The sequence below is a fragment of the Streptomyces hundungensis genome, assembly GCF_003627815.1.
Taxonomy (GTDB): Bacteria; Actinomycetota; Actinomycetes; order Streptomycetales; family Streptomycetaceae; genus Streptomyces; species Streptomyces hundungensis_A.
On the sequence record NZ_CP032698.1, the window covers coordinates 4,496,895 to 4,521,576 of the forward strand.

The 24,682-nt window shown below is 73.4% G+C and carries 18 protein-coding genes, 1 pseudogene and 1 riboswitch; of the genes and pseudogenes, 8 read left to right on the forward strand and 11 right to left on the reverse strand.

The annotated features are described in order from the left end of the window. Positions 1 to 10: 10 nt before the first annotated feature. Complete coding sequence (locus DWB77_RS20065; RefSeq protein WP_120722556.1) at positions 11 to 1,147, reverse strand: cobalt-precorrin-5B (C(1))-methyltransferase; 1,137 nt, start codon at positions 1,145 to 1,147, stop codon at positions 11 to 13. Between the two features lie 87 nt (positions 1,148 to 1,234). On the opposite strand from DWB77_RS20065, the gene DWB77_RS20070 reads away from it, so the two are divergent. Continuing rightward, entirely contained in the window at positions 1,235 to 1,993 is a 759-nt protein-coding gene (locus DWB77_RS20070; protein ID WP_120722557.1) for a cobalt-precorrin-6A reductase, read from the forward strand. Here the strand turns inward: DWB77_RS20070 and DWB77_RS20075 are convergent. The 3 genes from DWB77_RS20075 to DWB77_RS20085 are packed head-to-tail and all read right to left on the reverse strand — an operon-like array spanning position 1,978 to position 5,563. Further along, on the reverse strand, positions 1,978 to 3,549 hold the full coding sequence (locus tag DWB77_RS20075; protein ID WP_120722558.1) for a precorrin-2 C(20)-methyltransferase: 1,572 nt from the start codon (positions 3,547 to 3,549) through the stop codon (positions 1,978 to 1,980). The two genes, DWB77_RS20070 and DWB77_RS20075, sit on opposite strands and share 16 nt — an antisense overlap. Positions 3,550 to 3,560: 11 nt before the next feature. Beyond that, positions 3,561 to 4,202, reverse strand: coding sequence for a precorrin-8X methylmutase (locus tag DWB77_RS20080; RefSeq protein WP_120728001.1), 642 nt, complete (start codon positions 4,200 to 4,202; stop codon positions 3,561 to 3,563). A gap of 23 nt (positions 4,203 to 4,225) precedes the next feature. After that, positions 4,226 to 5,563: a cobalamin biosynthesis protein CobG gene (locus tag DWB77_RS20085; protein ID WP_246033577.1), complete on the reverse strand. Its 1,338-nt coding sequence runs from the start codon at positions 5,561 to 5,563 to the stop codon at positions 4,226 to 4,228. An 805-nt stretch (positions 5,564 to 6,368) separates the two neighbouring features. Beyond that, positions 6,369 to 6,458: riboswitch (cobalamin riboswitch) on the forward strand. Between the two features lie 89 nt (positions 6,459 to 6,547). Here DWB77_RS20085 and cobN point away from each other — a divergent pair. Continuing rightward, positions 6,548 to 10,255: a cobaltochelatase subunit CobN gene (gene cobN, locus DWB77_RS20090; RefSeq protein WP_120722560.1), complete on the forward strand. Its 3,708-nt coding sequence runs from the start codon at positions 6,548 to 6,550 to the stop codon at positions 10,253 to 10,255. Between the two features lie 64 nt (positions 10,256 to 10,319). Here cobN and DWB77_RS20095 read toward each other — a convergent pair whose 3' ends face one another. Beyond that, complete coding sequence (locus DWB77_RS20095) at positions 10,320 to 11,993, reverse strand: sigma-70 family RNA polymerase sigma factor (RefSeq protein ID WP_120722561.1); 1,674 nt, start codon at positions 11,991 to 11,993, stop codon at positions 10,320 to 10,322. 180 nt (positions 11,994 to 12,173) lie between these two features. Continuing rightward, positions 12,174 to 13,007: a class I SAM-dependent methyltransferase gene (locus tag DWB77_RS20100; protein ID WP_120722563.1), complete on the reverse strand. Its 834-nt coding sequence runs from the start codon at positions 13,005 to 13,007 to the stop codon at positions 12,174 to 12,176. A 56-nt stretch (positions 13,008 to 13,063) separates the two neighbouring features. Between DWB77_RS20100 and DWB77_RS20105 the strand changes: the two genes are divergently transcribed. The 4 genes from DWB77_RS20105 (at position 13,064) to DWB77_RS20120 (ending at position 16,818) form a co-directional block, all read left to right on the forward strand. Beyond that, positions 13,064 to 13,792 (forward strand): GntR family transcriptional regulator, encoded by a 729-nt coding sequence (locus DWB77_RS20105; RefSeq protein WP_120722564.1) that lies wholly within the window; start codon positions 13,064 to 13,066, stop codon positions 13,790 to 13,792. A 241-nt stretch (positions 13,793 to 14,033) separates the two neighbouring features. Continuing rightward, entirely contained in the window at positions 14,034 to 15,167 is a 1,134-nt protein-coding gene (locus DWB77_RS20110) for a protein-L-isoaspartate O-methyltransferase family protein (RefSeq protein WP_120722565.1), read from the forward strand. Positions 15,168 to 15,249: 82 nt separating this feature from the next. Further along, positions 15,250 to 15,516 (forward strand): hypothetical protein, encoded by a 267-nt coding sequence (locus tag DWB77_RS20115; protein WP_359837834.1) that lies wholly within the window; start codon positions 15,250 to 15,252, stop codon positions 15,514 to 15,516. Between the two features lie 165 nt (positions 15,517 to 15,681). Next, positions 15,682 to 16,818, forward strand: coding sequence for a Dyp-type peroxidase (locus tag DWB77_RS20120; RefSeq protein WP_162952573.1), 1,137 nt, complete (start codon positions 15,682 to 15,684; stop codon positions 16,816 to 16,818). An 18-nt stretch (positions 16,819 to 16,836) separates the two neighbouring features. On the opposite strand, the gene DWB77_RS20125 is transcribed toward DWB77_RS20120, so the two are convergent. The 5 genes from DWB77_RS20125 to DWB77_RS20145 are packed head-to-tail and all read right to left on the reverse strand — an operon-like array spanning position 16,837 to position 22,543. After that, complete coding sequence (locus tag DWB77_RS20125) at positions 16,837 to 17,844, reverse strand: ABC transporter ATP-binding protein (protein ID WP_120722567.1); 1,008 nt, start codon at positions 17,842 to 17,844, stop codon at positions 16,837 to 16,839. After that, complete coding sequence (locus tag DWB77_RS20130) at positions 17,841 to 18,845, reverse strand: ABC transporter ATP-binding protein (RefSeq protein WP_120722568.1); 1,005 nt, start codon at positions 18,843 to 18,845, stop codon at positions 17,841 to 17,843. Before DWB77_RS20130 ends, DWB77_RS20125 begins: the two co-directional genes overlap by 4 nt. Next, positions 18,845 to 19,831 carry an ABC transporter permease gene (locus tag DWB77_RS20135; protein WP_120722569.1) on the reverse strand — a complete coding sequence of 329 codons (987 nt, stop codon included), beginning with the start codon at positions 19,829 to 19,831 and terminating at the stop codon, positions 18,845 to 18,847. The genes DWB77_RS20130 and DWB77_RS20135 overlap by 1 nt, the downstream gene beginning before the upstream one ends. Continuing rightward, positions 19,828 to 20,784: an ABC transporter permease gene (locus tag DWB77_RS20140; protein WP_120722570.1), complete on the reverse strand. Its 957-nt coding sequence runs from the start codon at positions 20,782 to 20,784 to the stop codon at positions 19,828 to 19,830. Before DWB77_RS20140 ends, DWB77_RS20135 begins: the two co-directional genes overlap by 4 nt. 13 nt (positions 20,785 to 20,797) lie before the next feature. Next, positions 20,798 to 22,543, reverse strand: coding sequence for an ABC transporter substrate-binding protein (locus DWB77_RS20145; protein ID WP_120722571.1), 1,746 nt, complete (start codon positions 22,541 to 22,543; stop codon positions 20,798 to 20,800). A 242-nt stretch (positions 22,544 to 22,785) separates the two neighbouring features. On the opposite strand from DWB77_RS20145, the gene DWB77_RS20150 reads away from it, so the two are divergent. Both DWB77_RS20150 and DWB77_RS39635 read left to right on the forward strand, forming a co-directional pair. Then, positions 22,786 to 23,952, forward strand: a complete 1,167-nt coding sequence (locus DWB77_RS20150; RefSeq protein WP_120722572.1) for an NAD(P)/FAD-dependent oxidoreductase — start codon at positions 22,786 to 22,788, stop codon at positions 23,950 to 23,952. A gap of 10 nt (positions 23,953 to 23,962) precedes the next feature. Beyond that, positions 23,963 to 24,235: pseudogene (locus DWB77_RS39635) on the forward strand ((2Fe-2S)-binding protein); the annotation flags it as partial. Positions 24,236 to 24,682 lie beyond the last annotated feature (447 nt).

The following is a 24,682-nucleotide window of genomic DNA, read 5'->3' on the forward strand; positions in this document are numbered from 1 at the left end:
GCACCCCCCGTTACGGGCCGGTGGGGGTGGTGCGGCCTACTACCGTTCCTGCGCGGTCGATGCAGAGGACATCCACCGCCACCGGGGCGCCCCGCAACACCGCCAGCGCCTCGTCACGGGCCCGCGTGGCCACCAGGTCGCCCAGGGGGACACCTGCCGCCGTGCACAACTCAAGCGCCGCAAGGCCTGTGTTGGCGGTGGACACCTGCGCCGCCAGGGCCTCGCTCGCGCCGCCCTCGCGGGCCAGCGCCGCCAGGAACGCCTTGTCCACCTGGGAGCGGGCGGAGTGCAGGTCCAGATGGCCCGCGGCCAGTTTCGACAGTTTGGCGAAGCCGCCGCAGATGGTGAGGCGGTCCACCGGGTGACGGCGTACGTACTTCAGGACCGCGCCCGCGAAGTCGCCCATGTCGAGCAGGGCGTCCTCGGGCAGCCCGTACTCGGCCACCACCGTCTTCTCCGACGTGGAACCCGTGCAGCCCGCCACATGCGTGCGGCCCGCCGCCCTCGCCACGTCCACGCCGCGCCGGATCGAGTCGATCCACGCCGAGCACGAGTACGGCACCACGATGCCGGTCGTGCCCAGGATGGACAGGCCGCCCAGGATGCCCAGGCGCGGGTTCCACGTGGAGCGGGCGATCTCGGCGCCGTGGTCGACGGAGATGGTGATTTCGACGTCGGCCGAGGCGCCGTGTTCGGCCGCCACCCGCGTCACGTGTTCCGTCATCATCTGGCGCGGCACCGGGTTGATCGCCGGTTCACCCACCGGCAGGGGCAGCCCGGGCAGCGTGATCGTGCCCACGCCCTCGCCCGCCCGGAACACCACACCGGAGCCGGGCGGCAGCAGCCGTACCGTCGAGCGGATCAGGGCGCCGTGGGTCACGTCGGGGTCGTCGCCCGCGTCCTTCACCACGGCCGCCATCGCCCACCCGGCACCCGGTTCCTCAGCACCCAGTTCCTCGGCGGCCAGCGCGAACGCGGGTGTCTGGCCGCGCGGCAGCGTGATCGTCACCGGGTCGGGGAAGTCGCCGGAGAGCAGCGCGGTGTACGCGGCCGTCGTGGCGGCCGTCGCGCACGCCCCGGTCGTCCAGCCGGAGCGCAGACCGGTGTGCTTGAGTTGGGCGCCGCGCCCGCCCTTCGCCTCGCTCATGCCCCACACCCCCGGCCGCGTACGGCCTCGGCCTCACTCGCCACACTCATGACCTCGGCCTCACACTCACGAACGGAACCGGAACCTGTGCACATCTTGATTCTGGGGGGTACGGGCGAGGCCCGTCGGCTGGCGGGCCTGCTGCACGAGGCGCAGGGCCCCGCCGTGCGCGTGACGAGTTCGCTCGCGGGACGGGTCGCCGAGCCCCGGCTGCCGCCCGGCGAGGTCCGCGTCGGCGGGTTCGGCGGCGCCGAGGGGCTCGCGCGGTGGCTGCGTACGCACCAGGTGGACGCCCTCATCGACGCCACCCACCCCTTCGCCCGGACGATCAGTTTCAACGCGGCGCACGCCGCGACCGCCGCCCATGTTCCCCTGCTCGCGCTGCGCAGGCCCGGCTGGGTCCCCGGCGAGGGCGACCGCTGGCACCCGGCGGACTCCCTCGACGAGGCCGCCGCCCTGCTTCCCGCGCTGGGCCGCCGCGTCTTCCTCACCACCGGACGCATGGGTCTCGCCGCCTTCGCGGGCCTGGACGCCCTGTGGTTCCTCATGCGGTCCGTGGACGCGCCGGAGCCGCCGTACCCCGCCCGCATGGAGGTGCTGCTCGACCGGGGCCCCTTCACCCTCGAAGGGGAGCGGGAGGTGCTGCGGACGCACCGGATCGACGTGCTGGTCACCAAGGACAGCGGCGGGGCCGCGACCGCGCCCAAGCTCACCGCCGCCCGCGAGGCCGGGATCCCCGTCGTCGTGGTGCGGCGCCCGCCCGTCCCGGACGGGGTGAGCGTGGCGGCCACCCCCGAGGAGGCGGCCGCCTGGGTGGGTCACTGGGTGGGTCAGCTCTCCGGGTAGCGGCGCGGAGTCCAGACGATCTCCTCGCCGACAGCGCAGTCACCGCCGACAGCACAGTCACCGCCGCCGTCGCCGCTGCCCCGGCGTACCACCTGGGTCTGCGAGGATCCGACCAGCAGGATCGTGCGCATGTCGACCTCGGCCGGGTCGAGATCGCCCAGGCGCACGATGCGGACGCGCTCGCCGGGGCCGCCCACATCGCGGGCGACCACCACCGGGGTCTCCGGCGCCCGGTGTTCGAGGAGCAGCTCACGGGCCTTGGCCACCTGCCAGGTGCGGCTGGCGGAGCCGGGGTTGTAGAGCGCCAGGACGAGATCGGCGGAGGCCGCCGCGTGCAGGCGCTCCGCGATGACGTCCCAGGGCTTGAGCCGGTCGGAGAGCGAGATCGTGGCGTAGTCGTGGCCGAGCGGCGCGCCCGCGCGGGCGGCGGCCGCGTTCGCCGCCGTCACCCCCGGCAGGACCCGCACCGGCACCTGCGCGTACTCGGGTTGCGAGGCCACCTCCAGGACGGCGGTGGCCATCGCGAAGATGCCCGGGTCGCCACCCGACACCACGGCAACTCGCCTTCCGCGCATGGCCAGTTGGAGAGCGAACTCGGCGCGCTCGGACTCCACCTTGTTGTCCGAACCGTGCCGCTGCTGCCCCGGCCGCTCGGGCACCCGGTCCACGTACGTGGTGTAGCCGACGATGTCGTCGGCGGCGGCGAGCGCGCCCCGCGACTCGGGGGTCAGCCACAGCGGCCCGGCGGGACCGGTGCCGACGACCACGACCTCGCCCCGCTCGCGCACGGGCGGGACGGCGTCGATCCGGCTGGGCAGCACCGCGACGGAGAAGTACGGCACCGACTCCGGGTCCACGTCGGCGAGATGACCGGTGCGCTCGCCCGCCATGGTGGCGCGCTCCACATACCGCGCCTCCTCCAGCCGCCCCGAACGCTCCAGCGCCCGGCGCACCTTGGTGAACGTACGCCCCAGCTTCATCACCACCGCCGAGTCGGTGGCGGCCAGGCGCGCGGTCAGCTCCTCCTCGGGCAGGGTGCCGGGCAGGATCGTGAGCACCTCCTCGGCCTCCACCAAAGGCTCCCCGAGCCGGGCGGCCGCGGCGCTCACCGAGGTCACGCCGGGGATCACCTCGGTGGGGTAGCGGTGCGCGAGCCGCTTGTGCATGTGCTGGTACGAGCCGTAGAACAGCGGGTCGCCCTCGGCGAGCACGGCGACCGTGCGGCCCGCGTCGAGGTGCTCGGCGAGGCGGGCCGAGGCCTCCTCGTAGAAGTCGTTGAGCGCGCCCCGGTAGCCGCCGGGGTGATCGGTGGTCTCCACGGTCAGCGGGTAGACCAGCTTCTCCTCGATGTGGTCGGCACGGATGTGCTTCGCCGCGATCGAGCGCGCTATGGAGCGGCCGTGCCGCGCCGAGTGGTAGGCGACCACATCGGCCTGCGCGATCGCCTCGACCGCGCGCACCGTCATCAGGGACGGATCGCCGGGCCCGAGCCCGACCCCGTACAGCCGGCCGACGGCGGCGCCGCCGCCCGTCTCGTCGCTGTTCTCGTCGTTCATCGCGCTCTCGTTCATTCCGCCTCGCTCGCGATCGCGTTGAGTGCGGCGGCGGCGATCGCGCTGCCGCCCCGCCGGCCCCGTACCACCAGGTGTTCCAGGCCCGAAGGGTGCGCGGCGAGCGCGTCCTTGGACTCGGCGGCGCCGATGAAGCCCACCGGCACACCGATCACGGCCGCCGGGCGGGGAGCGCCCTCCTCGATCATTTCGAGCAGCCGGAACAGTGCGGTGGGCGCGTTCCCGACGGCCACGACGGCGCCGTCGAGCCGGTCGCGCCACAGTTCCAGGGCGGCGGCGCTGCGCGTGGTGCCCATCTTCGCGGCGAGCTCGGCGACCGAGGGGTCGGCCAGGGTGCACAGCACCTCGTTGTCGGCGGGCAGCCGCTTGCGGGTGACCCCGCTGGCCACCATCCGCGCGTCGCACAGGATCGGCGCCCCGGCGCGCAGCGCCTCGCGGGCGCGGGCCACGACGCCGGGCGTGAAGCCGAGGTCGCGGGGCAGGTCCGTCATGCCGCAGGCGTGGATCATGCGGACCGCGACCTGGCTGACGTCGGCGGGCAGACCGGTGAGGTCCGCCTCGGCGCGGATCGTGGCAAAGGACTGGCGGTAGATCTCCGCGCCGTCCTTCTCGTAGTCGAACACTGTGCTCTCGCTCATCTCGTCGTTGTCCCCGGGGGTGGTCATATGGTTCGTGGGGGCGCCTGGGGTGCCCTCCGTGCGGCGGCCACCGCTTGCGCCAACTCGCCTTCCTCCAGCGGTACTTGACGTTCCCGCGCGCCCCGTACCGCGAGCGTGTAGACGCCGTCGGCGGTCGCGGTCACGTCCACCCAGTCGCCGTGCGGGTGTCCGCAGCGGCGTTCGCACCCGGACCAGTGGACCGGGAGTCCGCCCGTTCCCGACAGGGCGTCCCGGCGCACGTCGGCCAGCGCCTTGGCGCAGCCGGGCCGCCCGGTGCACGCCCCGACCCCGGCCCACGGTGCGTCGGGCGCGGTGACGAACCCGGCGTCGCCGAGCTCCCGCAGCCGCTCGCGAGCGCCGCGCTCGTCGAACCCGGGGACGACGAAGCCGCGCCAGGGGGTGACCCTGACCTCGCCACCGGGGCCGGCGAGCGCCCGCAGCTGCGCGGCGGTGACCCGGCCGAGGACGGGGGTCACGACGACGGTGTACGTGCCGTCGGGGCCGGCGACGACGCCGGGGGTGGGTGTGGATACGGGCTTGGGCGTGGGCGGGGGTGTTACGGAGGTGGGGGCGGCCGGGATGTTCGCCTGGGCCAGGGCGGTCGTGAGGTCGACGGTGTGGCCCGGGGGGAGGTCGCGTACGCGCCAGGCGCCGGTGCCGGCGGCGGCCGCGGTGGCGAGGAAGGCGCGGGCGGCTTCCAAGGCCGCGCGGGGTGCATCGGATGCCGCCACCTCCACCGCGCTTTCCCCCACCCGTACGGCCACCGTGTCCCTCTCCTGTGCGAGCAAGGTCACATCGGCGCCGAGGCCGGCGATGTCGCCGCGGCCGTCGTCCAGGGCGAACAGGAAGCGGCCGGACAGGGCGGCGGTCCACTCCTCCGCGCACAGCAGGGCGTCCAGGGCGCGCAGCCGGGGGAGCAGGGTGCCGTGGCCGAGGCCGTCGAGTCCGGCGAGCGGGGACGCCACGATGTTGCGGACGCGCTCGTGCCGCTCCGAGGGCAGGAGGTGGGTGTGGCGCAGGAGTTCGGCGAGTCCGGTGCCGCAGCTTTCGCCGATGCCGCGCAACTCGGCGTTGCCGCGGGAGGTGATGGTGAGGTGGCCGTCTCCGTAGCGCTCGGCGGCGGCCGCGAGTGCCCCCACCTGACGGTTCGTCAAGATGCCGCCGGGCAGGCGCAGTCGGGCGAGGCGGCCGTCGTCGGCGGCGTGCAGGCGGAGGGCGCCGGGGCAGGCGTCGTCGCGGTCCCGCGTAGGGGGGAGTGCGGCGGGGGTGGGGGGGTTCGGGGCGGCGGGTGTCGCGGGTTCGCCCTGTTGGGGGGTGGTGGGGGTGGGGGGCGGCGGCATGGCGGCGAGCATACCCACGCGGCGCCGGGGGCCGCCCGACCCCCTGAGCTCCGCCCCGGCCCCCTGGGGCGTTCGCCCACCCGCCCGCCCGTGCGGGGGGTTGGTCGGTTCCGGGCCCCCTGGGGCTCCGCCCCAGCCCCCGACGCGTCTGCCCACCCACCCACCCGTGCAGCGGGTTGAAGGGTTCGGCCCCTGGGGCTCCGCCCCAGCCCCCGAGCCCCTTTGCCCACCCACCCGCCCGTGCAGGGGGTTGGCTGGTCCCGGGCCCCTGGGGCTCCGCCCCAGACCCCGACGCGTTTGCCCACCCACCCGCCCGTGCAGCGCGTTGAACCAGCTGAGCCCCTGGGGCTCCGCCCCAGACCCCGTTCGCGCCTTAAGGGCGCTCGTCCTCAATCGCCGGACGGGCTGTAGGTGCTGGCCAGCGCCGAGCAGTTAAGGGGCGCGGGGAACTGCGCGACCAGCCACCCACGGCCCGCAGACGAAGACGGGTTTGGGGGCGCGAGGAACTGCGCGAGAAGCGAGCACGGTCCGCACACGACAGCGGGTTTTCAGGGGCGCGGGGAACTGCGCGACCAGCCACGCACGGTCCGCAGGATCGAGAGGGTTTAGGGGCGCGGGGAACTGCGCGGCCGCCCCCCCCCGCGGCCAAGCGGGACAGGGAAGCCCGGGCCGGGCCCCCGCGCGGCCGAGCGGGACGGGGAAGCCGGGGCCGGGGCCGGGCGGGGTCGGGAGGGCGGGGGGCGGGGTCGCTACTATGCAGGACGACGGGCCGCCCGGCCCGCCACGCCGGCGACGGCGACAGGGGGAGGAAGCCCGGTGTGATTCCGGCGCGGTCCCGCCACTGTGAGCCCGGCCCCAACCCCTCGCGGACCTCGGCCGAGCGAGTCAGGAACTCCCCTTCCCAGCTCGGGCCTCCGCCCGGACGGGGAGACCCATTCCGACACCACCCGGGGCGCGGACACCCCGAGGAAGGCCTGACGCCGCATGCTGCACTCGTCCGGGGAGCCCGTCGAGGACCCCCGCCCCATCCTGCTTCTGTCGACGTCCGACACCGACCTCCTCAGCGCCCGCGCCGCGAACGGCCCGGTGCCCTACCGGTTCGCCAACCCCTCCCGCCTCGCGCTGAGCCCGCTGAACACCCCGCCCACCGGCGCGAGCCAGGACGCCCAGGGCGCCCCGCGCGACCCGGACCTCCTCGACGCCCTCCTCGACGGCGTCGGCCTCGTCGTCGTCCGGCTGCTCGGCGGCGTACGCGCATGGCAGGACGGGCTCGACCGGCTCACGGCGAGCGGGCTGCCCGTCGTCGTGCTCACCGGTGAACAGGCCCCGGACGCCCAGCTCATGGCCGCCTCCACCGTGCCGGTCGGCATCGCCGCCGAGGCGCACGCCTACCTCGCGCACGGCGGTCCTGCCAACCTCGACCAGCTCGCCCGGTTCCTCTCCGACACCGTGCTGCTCACCGGCCACGGCTTCGAGCCGCCCGCGCCCGCCCCGTCCTGGGGGCCGCTGGAGCGTACGGGCAAGGCCGTTCAGGGGCCGACCGTCGCCGTGCTCTACTACCGCGCCCATCACATGAGCGGCAACACCGCCTTCGTGGACACCCTGTGCGGGGCGATCGAGGACGCCGGGGGCCGCCCGCTCCCGCTGTACGTGTCCTCGCTGCGCGACCCCGAGCCCGCGCTCATCGAGGAGCTGCGCGCCGCCGACGCCATCGTGACCACCGTCCTCGCGGCCGGCGGCACCAAGCCCGCCACCGCCTCCGCCGGCGGCGACGACGAGTCGTGGGACGCGGGCGCGCTCAGCGGCCTCGACGTACCGATCCTCCAGGCGCTCTGCCTCACCGGCTCCCGCACCGCCTGGGAGGAGAACGACGAGGGCGTCTCCCCGCTCGACGCGGCGAGCCAGATCGCCGTGCCCGAGTTCGACGGGCGCCTGATCACCGTTCCGTTCTCGTTCAAGGAGATCGACGAGGACGGGCTGCCCTCCTACGTCGCCGACGCCGAGCGTTCGGCCCGCGTCGCCGGGATCGCCGTACGCCACGCCAAGCTCAGGCACATCGCCGCCGCCGACAAGCGGCTCGCGCTCGTCCTCTCCGCGTACCCCACCAAGCACTCCCGCATCGGCAACGCGGTCGGCCTCGACACCCCCGCCAGCGCCGTCGCACTGCTGCGCCGGCTGCGCGCCGAGGGGTACGACTTCGGGCCCGAGGAGGAGATCCCGGGTCTCGTCTCCGGTGACGGCGACGAGCTGATCCGCGCGCTCATCGACGCCGGCGGTCACGACCAGGAGTGGCTCACCGAGGAGCAGCTCGCCGCCAACCCGGTCCGTATCCCCGCCGCCGACTACAAGCGCTGGTACGCCACCCTGCCCGAGGAGCTGCGCGAGAACGTCGAGCGGCACTGGGGGCCGCCGCCCGGCGAGATGTTCCTCGACCGGTCCCGCGTGGGCAACGGCGGTGACCCCGAGGGGGACATCGTGCTGGCGGCGCTGCGCCGCGGCAATCTGCTGATCCTCATCCAGCCGCCGCGCGGCTTCGGCGAGAACCCGATCGCGATCTACCACGACCCCGATCTGCCGCCCTCCCACCACTACTTGGCGGCCTACCGATGGATCGCGGCGAGCGCCGCAGACGGCGGGTTCGGCGCCGACGCGATGATCCACCTGGGCAAGCACGGCAACCTGGAGTGGCTGCCCGGCAAGAACGCGGGCCTCTCCGCCGCCTGCGGCCCCGACGCCGCGCTCGGCGACCTTCCGCTGGTCTACCCGTTCCTGGTCAACGACCCGGGCGAGGGCACCCAGGCCAAGCGCCGCGTGCACGCCACCCTCATCGACCACCTGGTGCCGCCGATGGCCCGCGCCGACTCCTACGGCGACATCGCGCGCCTTGAGCAACTCCTGGACGAGCACGCCCAGATCGCGGCGATGGACCCGGCGAAGCTGCCCGCCATCCGCGCCCAGATCTGGACGCTGATCCAGGCCGCCAAGCTCGACCACGACCTGGGGCTCGAAGACCGCCCCGAGGACGAGGGCTTCGACGAGTTCATCATGCATCTCGACGGCTGGCTCTGCGAGATCAAGGACGTCCAGATCCGCGACGGCCTGCACGTCCTCGGCAACGCCCCGGCCGGCGCCGACCGCGTCAACCTGGTCCTGGCGATCCTGCGCGCCCGCCAGATCTGGGGCGGCACCACCGCCCTGCCCGGACTGCGCGAGGCCCTCGGTCTCGACGAGTCCGCCGCCACCCGCACCTCCGCCGACGAGGCCGAGGAACAGGCCCGCGCGCTCGTGCAGTTGATGGACGACGCCGGTTGGGACCTCGCGGCGATCCCCGCCGACCAGCCCCAACAGGTGCGCGCCATCCTGGAGTTCGCGGCCCGCGAGGTCGTGCCGCGCCTGGCCGCCACCACCGCCGAACTCGACCACACCGTCCACGCCCTCAACGGCGGCTTCGTCCCGGCAGGACCCTCCGGCTCGCCCCTGCGCGGACTCGTCAACGTCCTGCCGACCGGCCGCAACTTCTACTCCGTCGACCCCAAGGCCGTCCCCTCCCGGCTCGCCTGGGAGACCGGCCAGGCGCTCGCCGAGTCGCTGGCCGGGCGCTACCGCGCCGACAACGGCGACTGGCCGACCTCGGTCGGGCTCTCCCTGTGGGGCACGAGCGCGATGCGCACCGCGGGCGACGACGTGGCCGAGGCGATGGCGCTGCTCGGCGTGCGCCCGGTCTGGGACGACGCCTCGCGCCGTGTCACCGGCCTGGAGCCGATCCCGCTCGACGAACTCGGCCGCCCCCGCATCGACGTGACGCTGCGCATCTCGGGCTTCTTCCGCGACGCGTTCCCGCACACCATCGGCCTGCTCGACGACGCGGTACGCCTCGCGGCCTCCCTGGACGAGCCCGCCGACGTCAACTACGTACGCGCCCACACCCAGGCCGACCTCGCCGAGCACGGCGACGAACGCCGCGCCACCACCCGCATCTTCGGCTCACGGCCCGGCACCTACGGCGCGGGTCTGCTCCAGCTCATCGACTCCCGCGACTGGCGCACCGACGCCGACCTCGCCGAGGTCTACACGGTGTGGGGCGGCTACGCGTACGGCCGTGAACTCGACGGGCGTCCGGCCCGGGACGAGATGGAGACGGCGTACAAGCGGATCGCGGTCGCGGCGAAGAACACCGACACCCGCGAGCACGACATCGCCGACTCGGACGACTACTTCCAGTACCACGGCGGCATGGTGGCCACCGTACGTGCCCTGCGCGGCACGGCGCCCGAGGCCTACATCGGCGACTCGACGCGTCCGGAGACCGTCAAGACGCGCACCCTGGTCGAGGAGACCTCGCGGGTCTTCCGGGCCCGCGTCGTCAACCCCAAGTGGATCGAGGCGATGCGCCGCCACGGCTACAAGGGCGCCTTCGAACTCGCCGCCACCGTGGACTACTTGTTCGGCTACGACGCCACCACGGGCGTGGTCGCCGACTGGATGTACGACAAGTTGACCGAGACGTACGTCCTGGACCCGGCCAACCGTGAGTTCCTCCAGAACGCCAACCCCTGGGCGCTGCACGGCATCGCGGAGCGCCTGTTGGAGGCCGAGTCGCGCGGCATGTGGGCCAAGCCCGACCCGGCGGTCCTCGAAGCCCTGCGCCAGGTGTACCTGGAGACCGAGGGCGACCTGGAGGACGAGGGCTGAGCCCTCGGGTGAACGGCGGGCCCGGGTCCTTGAGGACCCGGGCCCGTTCTCCATCCCGTGGGCGTCAGCTCTGCGTGCCGAAGTCCTGGGTCCACCAGGGGCCGCCGGAGCCGTGGTGCACCCCGATGCCGATCTCCTTGAACGCGCAGTTCAGGATGTTGGCGCGGTGGCCGGAGCTGTGCATCCAGGAGTCCATGACCGCGGCGGCGTCGGCCTGGCCGCGGGCGATGTTCTCGCCGTACGTACTCCACCTGTAGCCGGCCGCGGTGATCCGCTCGCCGGGGCCCGCGCCGCTCGGGTCGGTGTGGTCGAAGAAGTTCTGCGCGGCCATGTTCTCGGAGTGCTTGAGCGCCGCCTCGTACAGCTTGGAGTTGGTGGTGAGCGCCGAGCAACCGGCCTTGGCGCGCTCGGAGTTGACCAGGTCGAGCACCTGCTGGACATCGGCCGGGACGCTGGTGTCCACGGTGCGGGGCGTGGCACGCCGGGTGCTGGGGGTGGCCTTCGGCGGGGTGGGGCGCGCGGCCGACTTCGTCGGTGACGCGGAGCTCTTGGAGGGGCTCGGCGACGGCGAACTCGTGGGCGCCTTGGGTGAGTTGGTGGCCGAGGGGGTCGGCGGCAGCGGTCGCGTACTGCCGTCGGCGGCGGCCGCGTCGGTGAGGGTGGCCGGGGCGTCCGCGACGGAGCGGGAGGGGGCCTGCCCTGCGTCCGTCATGAAGTGGTACGCCCCGCCGAGCGTGGCGACGGCGGCGAGCGCGGCGATGACGGCGGCGCCCCGGCGCCGGCGCCGCGCCCGCTGATCGCGCCGGTCGCGCCGCGAGGCGGGGGCCCGCCGCCGGCCCGCGGCGTGCGAACCGTGGGCGGCGCGCGGGGCGGTCTGGGCCGCGGTCATGGGCTGGGTGGATGCGGTGGCGGTGGCGTGCGCGGCGCTCTGGAGCGCCGGGTCCGCGCCGTGCAGGGCGGCGAGCAGACCGGCGGAGGCGCCCGCCACCGGAACGAGGGCGAGCCCCACGAGCAGGCCCTCGGCGGGTATGAGCCCGCTCCAGTGCCCGGAGCAGACCGCGCAGGTACGGGCGTGGCGGGCTATGCGCTTGCGCCACAGGGCGGAGGGCACGCCGTCCCAGGACAGCGCGAGCCCGGACAGCTCGCCGCACCGTTCGATCCCGGCGAGCGCGCGCACGACGACCCGGGCGGTCTCCAGTTGGCCCTTCATGCGCTGGACGCGTACGGCGGCGTGTTCGGCGGAGAGGTCGAGCGCCGAGGCGACCTCGCCCCGGGTGAGCACGCCGGCCGCCTCCAGCCACCACAGCGAGAGCAGCGCCCGGTCGTCGGTCTCCAGCCAGCGGGTGGCCTCGGTGACCTCCTTGCGCTGCCCGGACAGGCCGAGCCGCACGATGGTGAGGTCGACGAAGTCGGCCCCGGGGTCGGCGACGTCGTGGGCGTCCTGGAGCCCGCCGGTCACGGTGGCCCGGCGGTGGCCCTGCCAGTACCGGCGTATCTCGTTCATGGTGACGGCGACCAGCCAGGACCGGAACGCCTCCGGCTCCCGCAGCGAGCCGAGCCCGTCGAGCATCCGCAGCAAGCTCTCCTGCACGACGTCGTCGACGTCCGCGTGCCCGTCGAGCGCGCGGCCGACGATGTTGTACACGAGCGGCAGATACCCGGCGACGAGCTCGTCCCGCGCCCGCTGATCCCCGGCTCGGGCCGCGACGACCACCGCGGCTACCTGTTCACTGATCACGCCTCGTCCACTCTCCCCGGAGCACCGAACCTAACTGACCCGACACAGAGGAGACAGCCCGCGGGCGGTCGGATAACAGAAAACGGATGACGAATATCGACGGAGGACCAACCGATACCGCCAGGTCTCGGTCATCCGCGCCGCCGACCCATGGACTTCGTCCAGCCGCTATGGCCTTCGTCACGCCCCGCCCGGGCACCCGGGTGCGCGACCGACGGCGAGCATGTGGGAACTGGCGGAGAGAAGGTCGGGGTAGGGCTCGGCCAGCCGGGCGGCGGCGAGTGCGGCGCGGAACATCGCCGAGTCCCGCAAGGACTCCTCGGAGTGTGTCTCGGCCGCCTTCAGCGCGCCCCAGGACGGCCCCTCGATTCCGATCACCCGCACATCCGCGACACCGGCCTCCGTCAACTCCTCCGCCAGGGAAGCGGCGGTGTGGAAGTAGGCAGCGGTGAAGCCCTTGCGGCCCGGTTCGTGGCGACCGTTCACAAGGATGTCGGCCACGGCGTCGTGGACGCGCTCGACGTCGAGCAGGGTGGTGGCGACGTGCTCGAACAGTGAGGCGTACCGTCCGATCGCGGCGGCGGCGATGAGCCCGCCCGGCTTCACGACACGCAGCGCCTCGGCGAGCGCCCGGTCCCGTTCCTCGCGCTCCAGGAGGTGGTAGAGCGGGCCCAGCAGAAGGACGACGTCCTGCGAGTGGTCGGACGCGGGTAGCTTGCGCGCATCGCCGACCTCGGCCGTGACGCCATCGGGTACCTGCTCCACATGACGGTGGACGGGGTCCACGATGTGCACCGTGTATCCGTCCTCGGCCAGCCACTTGGCGTGGATGCCGGGCCCGCCGCCGACATCGAGGACGTCGGCCGGAGCCGCCGGAAGGTACCGGCGGAGGATCTCCTGGGTGCGGATCAGCTCCAGTGCGCCGTCGGCGCTGGACGTCAGGCGGACCGACTCGTCGGTGGTCTCCGTGTAGAAGGCCAGGACTTCCGGAGCGACAACGGGGTCTGATGTCATGGTCCGGATCGTCCACCCCGACCGGTCAACCTGTCCACCGTCCCAGGAGCGATGACATGGCCGTCCTGAAGTACGAGCAGATCGCCGACTCCCTGCGCGCTCGGATCGCCGAAGGGGAGTTCGGGGCTGACGACCTTCTCCCCTCCCAGCGTGACCTCTGCGCGCGGTGGGGCGTCAGCAGGGCCACCGTGATCAAGGCGTATGACACGCTCGTCGCCGACGGCCTGGTGAGTGCGCGCCAGGGCCAGGGCTTCCGGGTGACACGGCTTCCTCTGGCGCGTCCGGCCGGGGCCCGCAAGGCGGGCACGGACAGGACGACGGGGGGCCGCGCCTTCGAAATCCTGGGGGTGCCGGCCCGGGAAATCCCGCCGATACGGGTGGCCCGTGCCCTGGCAACGAGCGGTGACGCGTTGCCGTTGCGACGCGACCGCCTGATCCGTCTCGCGGACGGCGCTCCGCTGTCGGTGGTGCGCGCCTGGTTCCCTCCGGAGATCGCGGATGAATGCCCGCGCCTGGAGCGGCCCGAGCCCATCGCCGAGGGGACGACGCGCTACGTCGCCCGGATGACCGGGCGCCACCCGGCGCGTGGAGTGGACGAGAAGACGGTCCGGCTGGCCACGGCCGAGGAGGCGCAACTCCTGGCAAAGGAGGCCCCGTTCGCGGTCCTGGTCGTCCTGCATGTCGCCTACGACGAGGACGACAGGGCGATCGTCGTGGAGCAGGGCGTCACGCCGGGCGATCTCTGGGAGGACACGGAAGGCTATGTAATGGGCGACATCCGCTGATGCATCGTCAAGTGGCTCTCCTTCGAAGGAAGTTGAGCGCCCGTCCTTGACTGGACCGGTCCACCGGTCCAATGTGAGTGGGAGCGGCGTGGCCCTCGGCAGACCAGGGATGAGCGTCACGCACCCCGAGAAGGGAAGACGCCATGGCTGGAAAGCACGGCGGCGAGACCGACGACAAGCCGTGGACACCTCCGCCGGAGCCGCCGAGTCCAGATGGTCAGCGGCCCAAGTAGGCGGCGCCATGGACCACCGTGCGGTATGTCGAGGGGCGCTCGAGGCCAAGGGGGTCTTCCGTGAGCCCTGGCTGGCTCGGGCCTTCGACGCGGTCGACCGTGAGGACTACGTGCCGGACCGGGCCTGGGTGCCCGAGCGGGATGCACGGGGGACGTACCGGTTCATCGACCGGGGGGTCGATCGGGAGGCATGGCGGCGGGCCGTGTGGGACCCCCACCGGTCCGTCGTCACGCAGATGGACGACGGGAAGACCCCGCCGACCGGCCCGGCCCTGGGCGACTTCAGCTCGTCGGTGTCCGCACCGGACATCGTCTTCGAGAAACTGGGGCACCTCGAACTCGGGACGGGGCACACGGTCCTCGATGTCGGGTACGGGTCCGGCTGCCACACCGCGTACCTGTGTGAGCGCGTGGGCCAGGCGCGGGTCACCGGCGTCGAGGTCGATCACGATCTGGCGGAACGAGGCGCCACCAACCTGAAACGGGCCGGTTTCGCCCCGCACCTCGTCTGTGGTGACGGCCTCGCCGGGGTGCCGGAGCGTGCCCCGTTCGACCGCGTCATCAGCACCGCGTCCCTGCACGCCGTGCCGTCCGCGTGGGTGGAGCAGGTCGCCGAAGGCGGGCTGATCCTCACGCCCTTCGGCACCGCCTACGAGAACGCCGGCCTGCTGAGGCTCCGAGTGGCACGCGGGGTGGCGCGGGGACGGTTCGTGGGCTCGGCGTCGTACATGTGGCTCCGTGGCCAACGTCCACCACGGGTTCTGGACGTGGCGGGTGAGTGTGTGCGCCGACCGTCGCCGATCGACCCGGATCAGGTGCTGGGAGGCGGCTGTGCGCAGGCGTTCGCGATCGGGCTCCAGGTCCCCGACGCGTCGTACTCGCATCGCGGCGAGGGGAACGATCGCAAGGTCCAGTTCGTGGACGGGACCGGCACGTCCGTGGCGATCGTCCGCTACACCGACTGGTGGGCGGGGGACGCCGTGCGGGTCTGGGGGCCGCGCGATCTCTGGGACGAGGTGGTGCGGTCGTTCACCTGGTATCAGGCGCGGCGCCGGCCGGACATCACCCGGTTCGGCGTAACCGTGGACTGCGAGGGGCAACGATTCTGGCTTGACGAGCCGGACCGGCCCGTGGCGCTGTGACGTGTGGCGGGCGTCGGCTTCGGTCAACCCCTGTGACCGCCGCCCCGCGCGGCCCCCCGCCGCGCTCGGTACGCTCCCGCACATGAATGACACCCCCGCTCCCGGGGCTGGACGGCGCCCGGAGGTCGAGCCGTTGGTGGCGCGCGGGTTCGGGCCCGCGCCGACGCCGGACATCACGTATACGCAGTGCAAGCGCTGCGGTACCGAGCTGGCCGGGCTCGACGGGCGGTATTCGTGCGGGGTGTGCGGGTGGTCCAACCACTGGTCGGAGGGGCACCGCCCGCTGCCGGCCGCCGAGGACGACCCGGATGCGCCGCCCTCGCCCGTCAATCCGCTCGGCGAGCAGTAGGCGCGAGGGAGCGACGCCGGAGGGGCGGGGCGGGCCTTGCCCAGGGCCGGTGGGCCGGTGCGGCGTGGGTGCGGATCGCCGGGGTTCGGAAGCGGGGGCGCGGCGGGGCGCCGGTGTATCGTGCCGAACACCTCTCTCACGAAATGTACTGTTTTGTACGATGACTTGAGTGACCCCGGGTTCCGGCGCCGCACCCTTCTCGCCACCCTCCCCGCCGCCTTCGCGCTGAGCGGATGCGACACCCTCCTGCCGCGCCGTGAGCGCGACCGGCCGCCCGTTCAGGGGGCGCCGCCCGGCCCGGTCCGCCAGGACGGGGTGGTCGGGCCCCGCCAGCAGCACGTGCTCTTCGTCTCCTACGACCTCAACCCGGGCACCCGGGGCGCCCCGGGCCGGGACGCGGTGCGCCGGCTGCTCGCGCGGTGGAGCGAACTGCTCGCGGGCAGGCCGCCGGGGCCGACCGCCACCATCGGCATCGGGCCCGCCCTGCCGCCCCGGCTCGGCATCGGTGCGCCCGAGGGGCTGCGGGAGCTGCCCGCGTTCCCCGGCGAGCACCTCGACGCGGGTGCGGGCGGCGGCGAGATCGGCGTACAGATCTGCGCGCAGGACCCCTGGGCGTGCGAGACGCTGGCCGGGCTGCTCGCGGCCGCCGGCGCCGGGGTGTTGCGGCCGCGCTGGCGCCAGGCGGGGTTCTGGCCGCCCGAGCTGCCCGGGCCGCACTCCGGCCCGTTCACCCCGTCCCGGGACGGCGAGACACCGCGCGACCCCCTCGGCTTCAAGTTCGGCACGGCCAACCCCTCGGAGGCCGAGAGCGAACGCTGGGTCTGGCTGTCCGGGCCGGGACCGTACGCCGACGGAACGTTCCTCGTCGTACGCCGCATCCGGCTGCGCGTCGAGGAGTTCGGGCGGCTGCCGGTGGCCCGGCAGGAACAGATCGTGGGACGCCGCAAGCGCGGGGGCGAGCCGCTGGGGGGCGGCGCCGAGCACGACGACGTCGACCCGGACGCCCGCACCGCCGACGGCGGGGCCCTCCTGCCCGCCGACGCGCACGTGCGGCTCGCGCACCACCGGTTCGACGGGGGCGCCCGGATGCTGCGGCGCGGATACTCCTACGAGAACCACCCCGCCGACCGCGGCCTGCTCTTCCTCGCGTATCTGAAGGACCCCGCGCTGTTCGTGCGCGTCCAGGGTCGGCTGGCCGCGGGCGACGCGCTCAACCCCTTTGCCGAGCACTACGGTTCGGCCCTGTTCTACGTACTGCCGGGGGCCCGCCCCGACCGGCCCCTCGGCAGCATGGTGCTGTAGCACCCTCAGCCCCGCCCCTCAGCCGCCCATCCGCGAGGCGGCGGGCTCCGCGCCAGGGAAGTGGCAGGCCACCTCCCGGCGCTCCCCGGTCGCCACGGCCCGCAGCACCGGCGCCTCCGTCCGGCAGACCGCCTGGGCCCGGCCGCAGCGGGGGTGGAAGGCGCAGCCGGGCGGGGGCGCGGCCGGGCTCGGGGGGTCGCCGAGCAGGGTGATGCGTTCGCGGGTCCGCTCGGCCGCCGGGTCCGGCAGGGGGACCGCGGACAGCAGGGCCTGCGTATAGGGGTGGGCCGGCGCCGCGTACACCCGCTCCTTGGCGCCGATCTCCACCACCCGGCCCAGATACATCACGGCCACCCGGTCGCAGACCCGCTTCACCACCGACAGGTCGTGCGCGATGAAGAGATAGGCCAGGCCCAGTTCCTTCTGGAGGCGTTCCATCAGGTTGACGATCTGGGCCTGTACGGAGACGTCGAGCGCGGAGACCGGTTCGTCCGCCACGACCAGCTTCGGGTCCAGGGCGAGTGCGCGGGCGATGCCGATGCGCTGGGCCTGCCCGCCGGAGAACTCGTGCGGATAGCGGTCCATGTGCTCGGGGATCAGGCCCACCAGGTCCATCAGTTCGGCGGCCCTGGTGCGCGCCGCCGACTCCGAACTGCCGTGGGCCAGAAGGGGATCGGCGATGACGCGGGCCACGGTCTGGCGCGGGTTGAGGGAGGAGTGCGGGTCCTGGAAGACCATCTGGAGGTCCTTGCGCACCGGACGCAGCTCGCGCCGGGACAGCCGGCTGATGTCCTGGCCCTCGTAGGCGATGGTCCCGGAGGTGGGTTCCAGGAGGCGCACGATCATGCGGCCCGTGGTCGACTTGCCGCACCCCGATTCGCCGACCAGGCCCAGGGTCTCGCCGGCCGCCACGTCGAAGCTCACCCCGTCGACGGCCCGCACGGGCGCCGAGCGGGCGCGCCTGCCGGGGAAGTGCATCCTCAAGTCCCTTACGGAGAGCAGGGGTTGGGGGGCTGTGCCGTTCATGGGGCTACGCCTTCGTATGCGGGGAGGTGGCAGGCGACCGGGTGGTCCCGGGGGCCGTCGAGCTCGGGGCGTTGGCTCGCGCAGCGCTCGCGCACGGCGGCGCCGGCGGCCGCCGCCCTCGGGCAGCGGGGTGCGAAGGCGCAGCCGGGGGCGGGCTCCAGGAGGGAGGGCGGGCTGCCGGGGATGGCCCGCAGCGGCTGGTCGTCCTCGTCGTCGAGGCGGGGCAGCGAGTCGAGCAGGCCCCGGGTGTAGGGGTGGGCGGGCGTCGCGAACAGGGCGTCCACCGGAGCCTGTTCGGCGGCGCGGCCGCCGTACATGACGAGCACCTCGTGGGCGACCCGGGCCACCACCCCCAGATCGTGGGTGATCATCACGACGGCGAGTCCGCGCTCCTGCTGGAGGCGGGCGAGCAGCTCCAGGATCTGCGCCTGGACCGTGACGTCGAGGGCGGTGGTGGGCTCGTCCGCGATGAGCAGTTCCGGTTCGCAGGCCAGCGCCATCGCGATCATGGCGCGTTGGCGCATCCCGCCGGAGAACTGGTGCGGGTACTCACCGGCCCGGCGTCCCGGCTCGGGGATGCCGACCTCGGCGAGCATCTCCACGGCGAGCCTGCGGGCCTGTGCGCGACGGGAGTTGAAGTGGACGCGGTGGTGTTCGGCGATCTGCTCGCCGACGGTGTAGTAGGGGTGGAGGCTGGACAGCGGGTCCTGGAAGATCATGGCGATGCGCCGGCCGCGCAGCCGGTTCAGGGCGCGCTCGGGCAGGCCCACCAGTTCGCGCCCTTCGAGGGCGATGGAGCCGGTGACCTCGGCGCCGGTGTGCAGGCCGAGCAGGGCCATCGAGGTGACGGACTTGCCGGAGCCGGACTCGCCGACGATGCCCAGGGTGCGGCCCCGGTGCACATCGAAGGAGAGGTGGTCCACGGCCCGCACCGGACCGCGCGGGGTGGTGAAGGTCACCGTCAACTCCCGTACGGCAAGCAGGGGTTGGGGGTCGGCCATCAGAGCCTCACTCGCGGGTCGACGACGGCGTACAGGAGGTCGACGGCCAGGTTGGCGACGACGATGAAGGCGGCGGCGAGCAGGGTCACGCCGAGGATGACGGGCTGGTCGCCGGTGGACAGGGCGCCGTAGAAGAGGCGTCCGATGCCGGGCAGTCCGAAGATGGACTCGGTGATGACCGCGCCCGCGAGCAGCCCGCCCAGATCCATGCCGAACAGGGTGAGGATCGGGGTCATCGCGGAGCGCAGGCCGTGTTTGACGACGACGGTGCGGCGCGGCAGGCCCTTGGCGCGGGCGGTGCGGATGTAGGGCTCCGCCATCGTCTCGATCATCGAACTGCGGCTCTGGCGGGCGTACATGGCGGCGTACAGGACGGCGAGCGCGATCCAGGGCAGCAGCAGGTTGGACGCCCAGCTCACGGGGTCGCTGGTCAGGGAGGTGTACTGCGGGTAGGGCAGCAGTCCGGCGACCCGGATCAGGCCGTAGATCAGCATCACCGAGGTGAAGTAGACCGGCAGTGAGGCGGCGGCGACCGCGCCGACCATCAGGGCCCGGTCGGTGAAGGTGTCCTTGCGCAGGGCGGCGGCGACGCCGGCCGAGAGGCCGAGCGCCAGCCACAGCACGGCCGCGCCGAGCGCGAGGGAGGCCGAGACCGGCAGGCGGTCCATGAGCAGCGCCCAGACGGACTCGCTGTTCTCGTAGGAGTAGCCCAGGCACGGGAAGTCGCAGTGCAGGGCGTACTGGCCGGTGCCCATGGTGCGGCCGGTGAAGATCCCGGAGGCGAAGTCCCAGAACTGGCGCCACAGCGGCTGGTCCAGGCCCATGTGGGCGCGGATCGCCTCCAGCCGTTCGGCGCTGCACGACTTGCCGCAGGCGGCGGCCGCCGGGTCGGAGGGCAGGACGTAGAAGATGGTGAAGGTGACGGCGGCGATCGCCAGGAGCACCCCGAGCACGCCGAGGATCCGGCGGGCCAGATAGCGGGTCATGTGCGGCTCCCCCTCGGGTCGAGGACGTCGCGCAGCGCGTCGCCGAGCAGGGTGAAGGCGAGCACGGTGAGGAAGAGGCAGCCGCTCGGGATGACGAAGTACATGGGGTCGGTGTCGTAGAACGACACGCTCTCGGCGATCATCTGGCCCCAGGACGGGGTGGGCGGGCGCACGCCGACGCCGAGGTAGCTGAGCGCGGCCTCGGTGGCGATCATGCCGGGGACGATGAGCGTGGTGTACGCGATGACGGGCCCGGCGACCCCGGGCAGGATGTCGCGGGTCAGGATGCGCCAGGGGCCGGAGCCGCCGACGCGGGCCGCGTCCACGTACTCGCGGTGTTTGAGCGAGAGGGTCTGGCCGCGCACCACCCGGGCGATGCCGGGCCAGCCGAACAGGCCGATCACGGCGGTCATCAGGAGGATGCGGTTGACGTCCTTGGCCACCGACATCATCGCGATCATGAAGATGAGGGACGGGAAGGACATGGTGAGGTCCATCAGACGGGACAGGACCGTGTCGGTGCGGCCGCCGAAGTAGCCGGCCGCGATCCCGGCCGCCGTGCCCGCCACCACGACGATCGCGGTCGCGGTCAGGGCGATGAGCAGCGAGACCTGGGCGCCGTACACGACGCGGGCGAACAGGTCGCGGCCGGTGACGGGCTCCACGCCGAGCCAGTGATCGGCGGAGATCCCGCCGAGCGCGCCGAGCGGCTGGCCGCCGAGGTAGGGGTCGATGGCGCTCTTGTCGAACGCGTCGGGCGACCAGCCGCCGAGCGCGCCGAGCACCGGGGCGCCCGCCGCCATGATCAGGAACAGGGCGACGACGGCGAGGGAGACCTTCACGGAGGTGCGGCGGCGCAGTTCGGCGCGGGCCAGCTGCCAGGGCCCCCGGCCGGTGTCCGGGGCCGGCGCGCCGGCCGGTGTCTTCAGGGGCGGGGTCAGGGGGATGGCCATGGCGTACGGGCCCTCAATTCCCGCTCTTGGCAGGGTCTTTGAGGCCGATCGTGGCGTAGTCGAGCTGCCCGCCGAAGGACGTCTGGCCGTAGCCGCCCGCGATGTTGGTGCCCAGCACCAGCGGCCAGCGCCGGACCAGGACCGGCAGGGCGGGCGCCTTGGCGAGGATCTCGCCGTCGAGGTGCTGCCAGGCCTGGTCGGCGGCCTTGGCATCGGTCATCGCGGAGATCTCGTCGATGCGCTTCATGGTGGCGTCGTCGCGGAAGATCGAGTGGTTGCCGGAGTTGCCCTTCTCCTTGAGGTAGCGGCCGTCGAAGACGAACGGCAGGAACGTGGAGCCGGAGGGATAGTCGGGGCACCAGCCCGAGTACACGAGGTCGGTGCGGTTCTTGACGTCGCCGATGGTGGCGTAGAACGCGGACGGGTCGACGGTCTCGATGGTGACCTTGACGCCGGCCTTGGCGAGCGACTGCTGGATGGCCTCGGCGCGGCCCTTGTCGCCGGTGGAGACGGTCATCTTCGTCGCGAAGCCGCCCTCCTTGCCCGCCTCCTTGAGCAGCTCCTTGGCCCGGGGCACATCGCCGGTGGCCGGGATCTTCAGGGTGTCGGGCTGCTTGCCGGCGAAGAGGGTGGCCGGCATGTAGGCGGTGGACAGGTCGTTGAAGGCGGGGCCGCCGGAGGAGGTGAGCACCGCGTCCTTGTCGAGCGCGTACATCATGGCCTGACGCACCCGGACATCGGTGAACGGCGGCCGCCCGGTGTGCATTTGGACCATGTCGGTGCAGTTGGTGGACTCGGCGACCAGGCGCGAGCGGACCTCGGCGCTGGGCAGCACCTTCGGCGCGCTCTCGGGGCGCAGCGCCCCCCAGGAGACGGCGGAGGCGTCCGCGCCCTGGCTGGCGATGAGCCGGTCGTCGATCTGGGTGGCCTTGAGCCCCATCGTCACCACGATGCGGTCCGGGTACGCCTTGCGCACCGGGTCGGTGGAGGCGTCCCAGTGGGTGTTGCGGACCAGGGTGAGCTGCTTGTTCCGGTCGTACGAGTCCACCTTGTACGGGCCGGACGAGAAGGGCCTGTTGTCGTACTTGGGGCCGGTGTCCTTGGCCTGGGGCACCGGCGCGAAGGTCGGCATGACGGTGGCGTTGGGGAACTCGGCGAAGGGCTTGCGCAGCTCGAAGACGATCGTGTGGTCGTCCGGGGTCACGATCGAGTCGAGGTGCTTGCCCTGGGCGGGGCCCTGATAGCCCTCGGCGCCGGTGAGGTAGCGGGCCGCGTAGTCGGCGCCGCCGGGCAGGTCCGGCGAGAAGGAGCGCTCCACGTTGTACTTGACGTCCTGCGCGGTGATGGGCGAGCCGTCCTCGTAGGTGAGCCCGGGTCTGAGGTGGAACGTCCAGGTGCGGGCCCCGTTGGAGGCGGTGCCGAGGTCGGTGGCGAGGTCGGGGACCAGCTCGCCGCCGGCGGTGCCGGGGGCCGCCTTGTAGGTCACCAGGGTGCGGTAGAGCAGCCGGGTGCCGAAGTCCATGTCGTTCATGACCCAGTTGCGGGCCGGGTCGAGATGGGTGAAGTCCTGGTTGGACAGGACGGTGAGGGTGCCGCCCTTGACCGGCGTACCACCGACGATCTTGCCCACGTTCGCGGCGGCGGGGTTCTTGCCGCCCTGGCCCTGGCCCGCGCTCGGGTGCTTGGTGCCGGAGCAGCCGGCCGCGCCGAGGGTGAACGCCGCCACGACGGCGACGGCGATACAGGTGCGCTTGTTCATCAGTGGTCACTCCGTGAACAGTTCGGCCAGCCATGGGGCGGCTGGAATGTGACCCGTAACATAGTAATGTGAAATTGCACTGACAAGGTGTCGGGAACTCTTTTATCCACCCTTGGTCCGTCGGGGCGCTGTGCGCGAGGGGGTTCAGGAAGGGGTGGTGCCCAGGTGGGGGGCTGATCGGGATGGATGTCGGCCGACTCCTTGGCAGGGACAGTGCCATGTGAAATATTACCGAGGTGTCCATGGGATCCAGGAGCTCCACCACCAGCACCGCGGATGTCATCGTGGTGGGCGCGGGCGTCGTGGGGGCCGCCTGTGCCTACTACGCGGCCCGCGCCGGCCTCGCCGTCACCGTCCTCGACCGGGGCCCGGTGGCGGGCGGCACCACGGGGTCGGGCGAGGGCAACCTCCTCGTCTCCGACAAGGAACCCGGCCCCGAACTCGAACTCGCCCTGCATTCGGCCCGGTTGTGGCGTGAGCTCGCCGAACTGTTGCCGCGCGCGGTCGAGTACGAGCCCAAGGGTGGCCTCGTCGTCGCCGCCGACGAGGCGGGCCTGACCGCGCTGCGCGCCTTCGCGGCGGGCCAGGAGAAGGCGGGCGTGACCGCACGCGAAGTGCCGGCCGACCGGCTGCACGACCTGGAGCCGCACCTGGCGCCGGGTCTCGCGGGGGGCTTCCACTATCCCCAGGACGCCCAGGTCATGCCCGCCCTCGCCGCCGCCCATCTGCTGCGCGCCTCGGGCGCGGACGTCCGGCTCGGGCAGGAGGTCACCGGGCTGCTCATCGGGGACGGCGGCGCGGTGCGGGGGGTACGGACCGCCTCCGGCGTGCTGCACGCGCCGTACGTGGTGAACGCGGCGGGCACCTGGGGCGGCGAACTCGCCCGCCTTGCGGGGGTGTTGCTGCCCGTCCTGCCCCGGCGCGGCTTCGTCCTGGTCACCGAGCCGCTGCCGCGCGTCGTACGGCACAAGGTGTACGCGGCGGACTATGTCGCCGACGTCGCCAGCGGCTCGGCGGCGCTCCAGACCTCGGCGGTCGTCGAGGGCACCCCGGCGGGACCGGTCCTCATCGGCGCGAGCCGCGAACGTGTCGGGTTCGACCGGAGCCTCTCGGTGGAGGCGGTGGGCCGGCTCGCGGCGGGGGCGACCGCGCTCTTCCCCTTCCTCGCGGGGGTACGGGCGATCCGTACGTACGCGGGGTTCCGGCCGTATCTGCCCGACCACCTTCCGGCGATCGGGGCGGACGGGCGGGTGCCGGGGCTGTTGCACGCGTGCGGGCACGAGGGGGCGGGGATCGGGCTCGCGCCCGTGACGGGCCGGATCATCGCGGACTGCGTGCTCGGCCGCCAACCGCCCCTGGACATCGCCCCGCTCGACCCGGCCCGCTTCGGCGCGGGTTCCGTTTCCTGAGGAGGCCTTCGTGGCACGCACCCCCGAGGAACTGGCCGGAGCCCGGCCCGGTCCCCCCTTCGAGATCACCCTCGACGGCCGCCCCATCCCGGCCCTGCCCGGCCAGAGCGTCGCGGCGGCGCTGTGGGCGGCGGGGGTCCTCGCCTGGCGCCGGACGCGGGTGGGGGGCCGGGGCGGGGGTGCGTTCTGCGGGATCGGGGCGTGTTACGAGTGCCTCGCGACGGTGAACGGGGTGCCGAATCGGAGGGCCTGTCTTGTGCGGGCGGGGGCGGGTGATGCGGTGGTGACGCAGTCCGGGGCGGGGTGGGGGGCGGGGCCGTTCGCGCAGTTCCCCGCGCCCCTGGGGGGTGCGGCCTCGCCTTCGTCCGCGGACCGTGCGGGGCCGTTCGCGCAGTTCCCCGCGCCCCTGGGGGGTGCGGCCTCGCCTTCGTCCGCGGACCGTGCTGGGCTGGGCGCGCAGTTCCCCGCGCCCCTGGGTGGGTTGGGGGGAGAGGGTGTGGTTGCTTCGGGGGGTTCCGGCTGCAACCCCGCTGAGCTCTCCGGGGGCCCGGGCTCCAACGCCGCTGAGCACTCCGGGGGCCCGGACTGCAATCCCGCTAGGGGCGCGGGGAACTGCGCGAGTGCGCCAGCACGGTCCGCAGACGAAGGCGAAGGCGGGGACGCCGGTCCGGCTGAGGCCTTGGAGGGCCGGGGCTCCAGCCCCGCTAGGGGCGCGGGGAACTGCGCGAGT

What these genes read in the sequence shown, in the direction of transcription:
- DWB77_RS20065 (WP_120722556.1), bottom strand. Translation starts at nt 1,147, where the DNA reads ATGAGCGAGGCGAAGGGCGGGCGCGGCGCCCAACTCAAGCACACCGGT.
- DWB77_RS20075 (WP_120722558.1), bottom strand. Translation starts at nt 3,549, where the DNA reads ATGAACGACGAGAACAGCGACGAGACGGGCGGCGGCGCCGCCGTCGGC.
- DWB77_RS20080 (WP_120728001.1), bottom strand. Translation starts at nt 4,202, where the DNA reads ATGAGCGAGAGCACAGTGTTCGACTACGAGAAGGACGGCGCGGAGATC.
- DWB77_RS20085 (WP_246033577.1), bottom strand. Translation starts at nt 5,563, where the DNA reads ATGCCGCCGCCCCCCACCCCCACCACCCCCCAACAGGGCGAACCCGCG.
- cobN (WP_120722560.1), top strand. Translation starts at nt 6,548, where the DNA reads ATGCTGCACTCGTCCGGGGAGCCCGTCGAGGACCCCCGCCCCATCCTG.
- DWB77_RS20100 (WP_120722563.1), bottom strand. Translation starts at nt 13,007, where the DNA reads ATGACATCAGACCCCGTTGTCGCTCCGGAAGTCCTGGCCTTCTACACG.
- DWB77_RS20105 (WP_120722564.1), top strand. Translation starts at nt 13,064, where the DNA reads ATGGCCGTCCTGAAGTACGAGCAGATCGCCGACTCCCTGCGCGCTCGG.
- DWB77_RS20110 (WP_120722565.1), top strand. Translation starts at nt 14,034, where the DNA reads ATGGACCACCGTGCGGTATGTCGAGGGGCGCTCGAGGCCAAGGGGGTC.
- DWB77_RS20115 (WP_359837834.1), top strand. Translation starts at nt 15,250, where the DNA reads ATGAATGACACCCCCGCTCCCGGGGCTGGACGGCGCCCGGAGGTCGAG.
- DWB77_RS20125 (WP_120722567.1), bottom strand. Translation starts at nt 17,844, where the DNA reads ATGAACGGCACAGCCCCCCAACCCCTGCTCTCCGTAAGGGACTTGAGG.
- DWB77_RS20130 (WP_120722568.1), bottom strand. Translation starts at nt 18,845, where the DNA reads ATGGCCGACCCCCAACCCCTGCTTGCCGTACGGGAGTTGACGGTGACC.
- DWB77_RS20135 (WP_120722569.1), bottom strand. Translation starts at nt 19,831, where the DNA reads ATGACCCGCTATCTGGCCCGCCGGATCCTCGGCGTGCTCGGGGTGCTC.
- DWB77_RS20140 (WP_120722570.1), bottom strand. Translation starts at nt 20,784, where the DNA reads ATGGCCATCCCCCTGACCCCGCCCCTGAAGACACCGGCCGGCGCGCCG.
- DWB77_RS20145 (WP_120722571.1), bottom strand. Translation starts at nt 22,543, where the DNA reads ATGAACAAGCGCACCTGTATCGCCGTCGCCGTCGTGGCGGCGTTCACC.
- DWB77_RS20150 (WP_120722572.1), top strand. Translation starts at nt 22,786, where the DNA reads ATGGGATCCAGGAGCTCCACCACCAGCACCGCGGATGTCATCGTGGTG.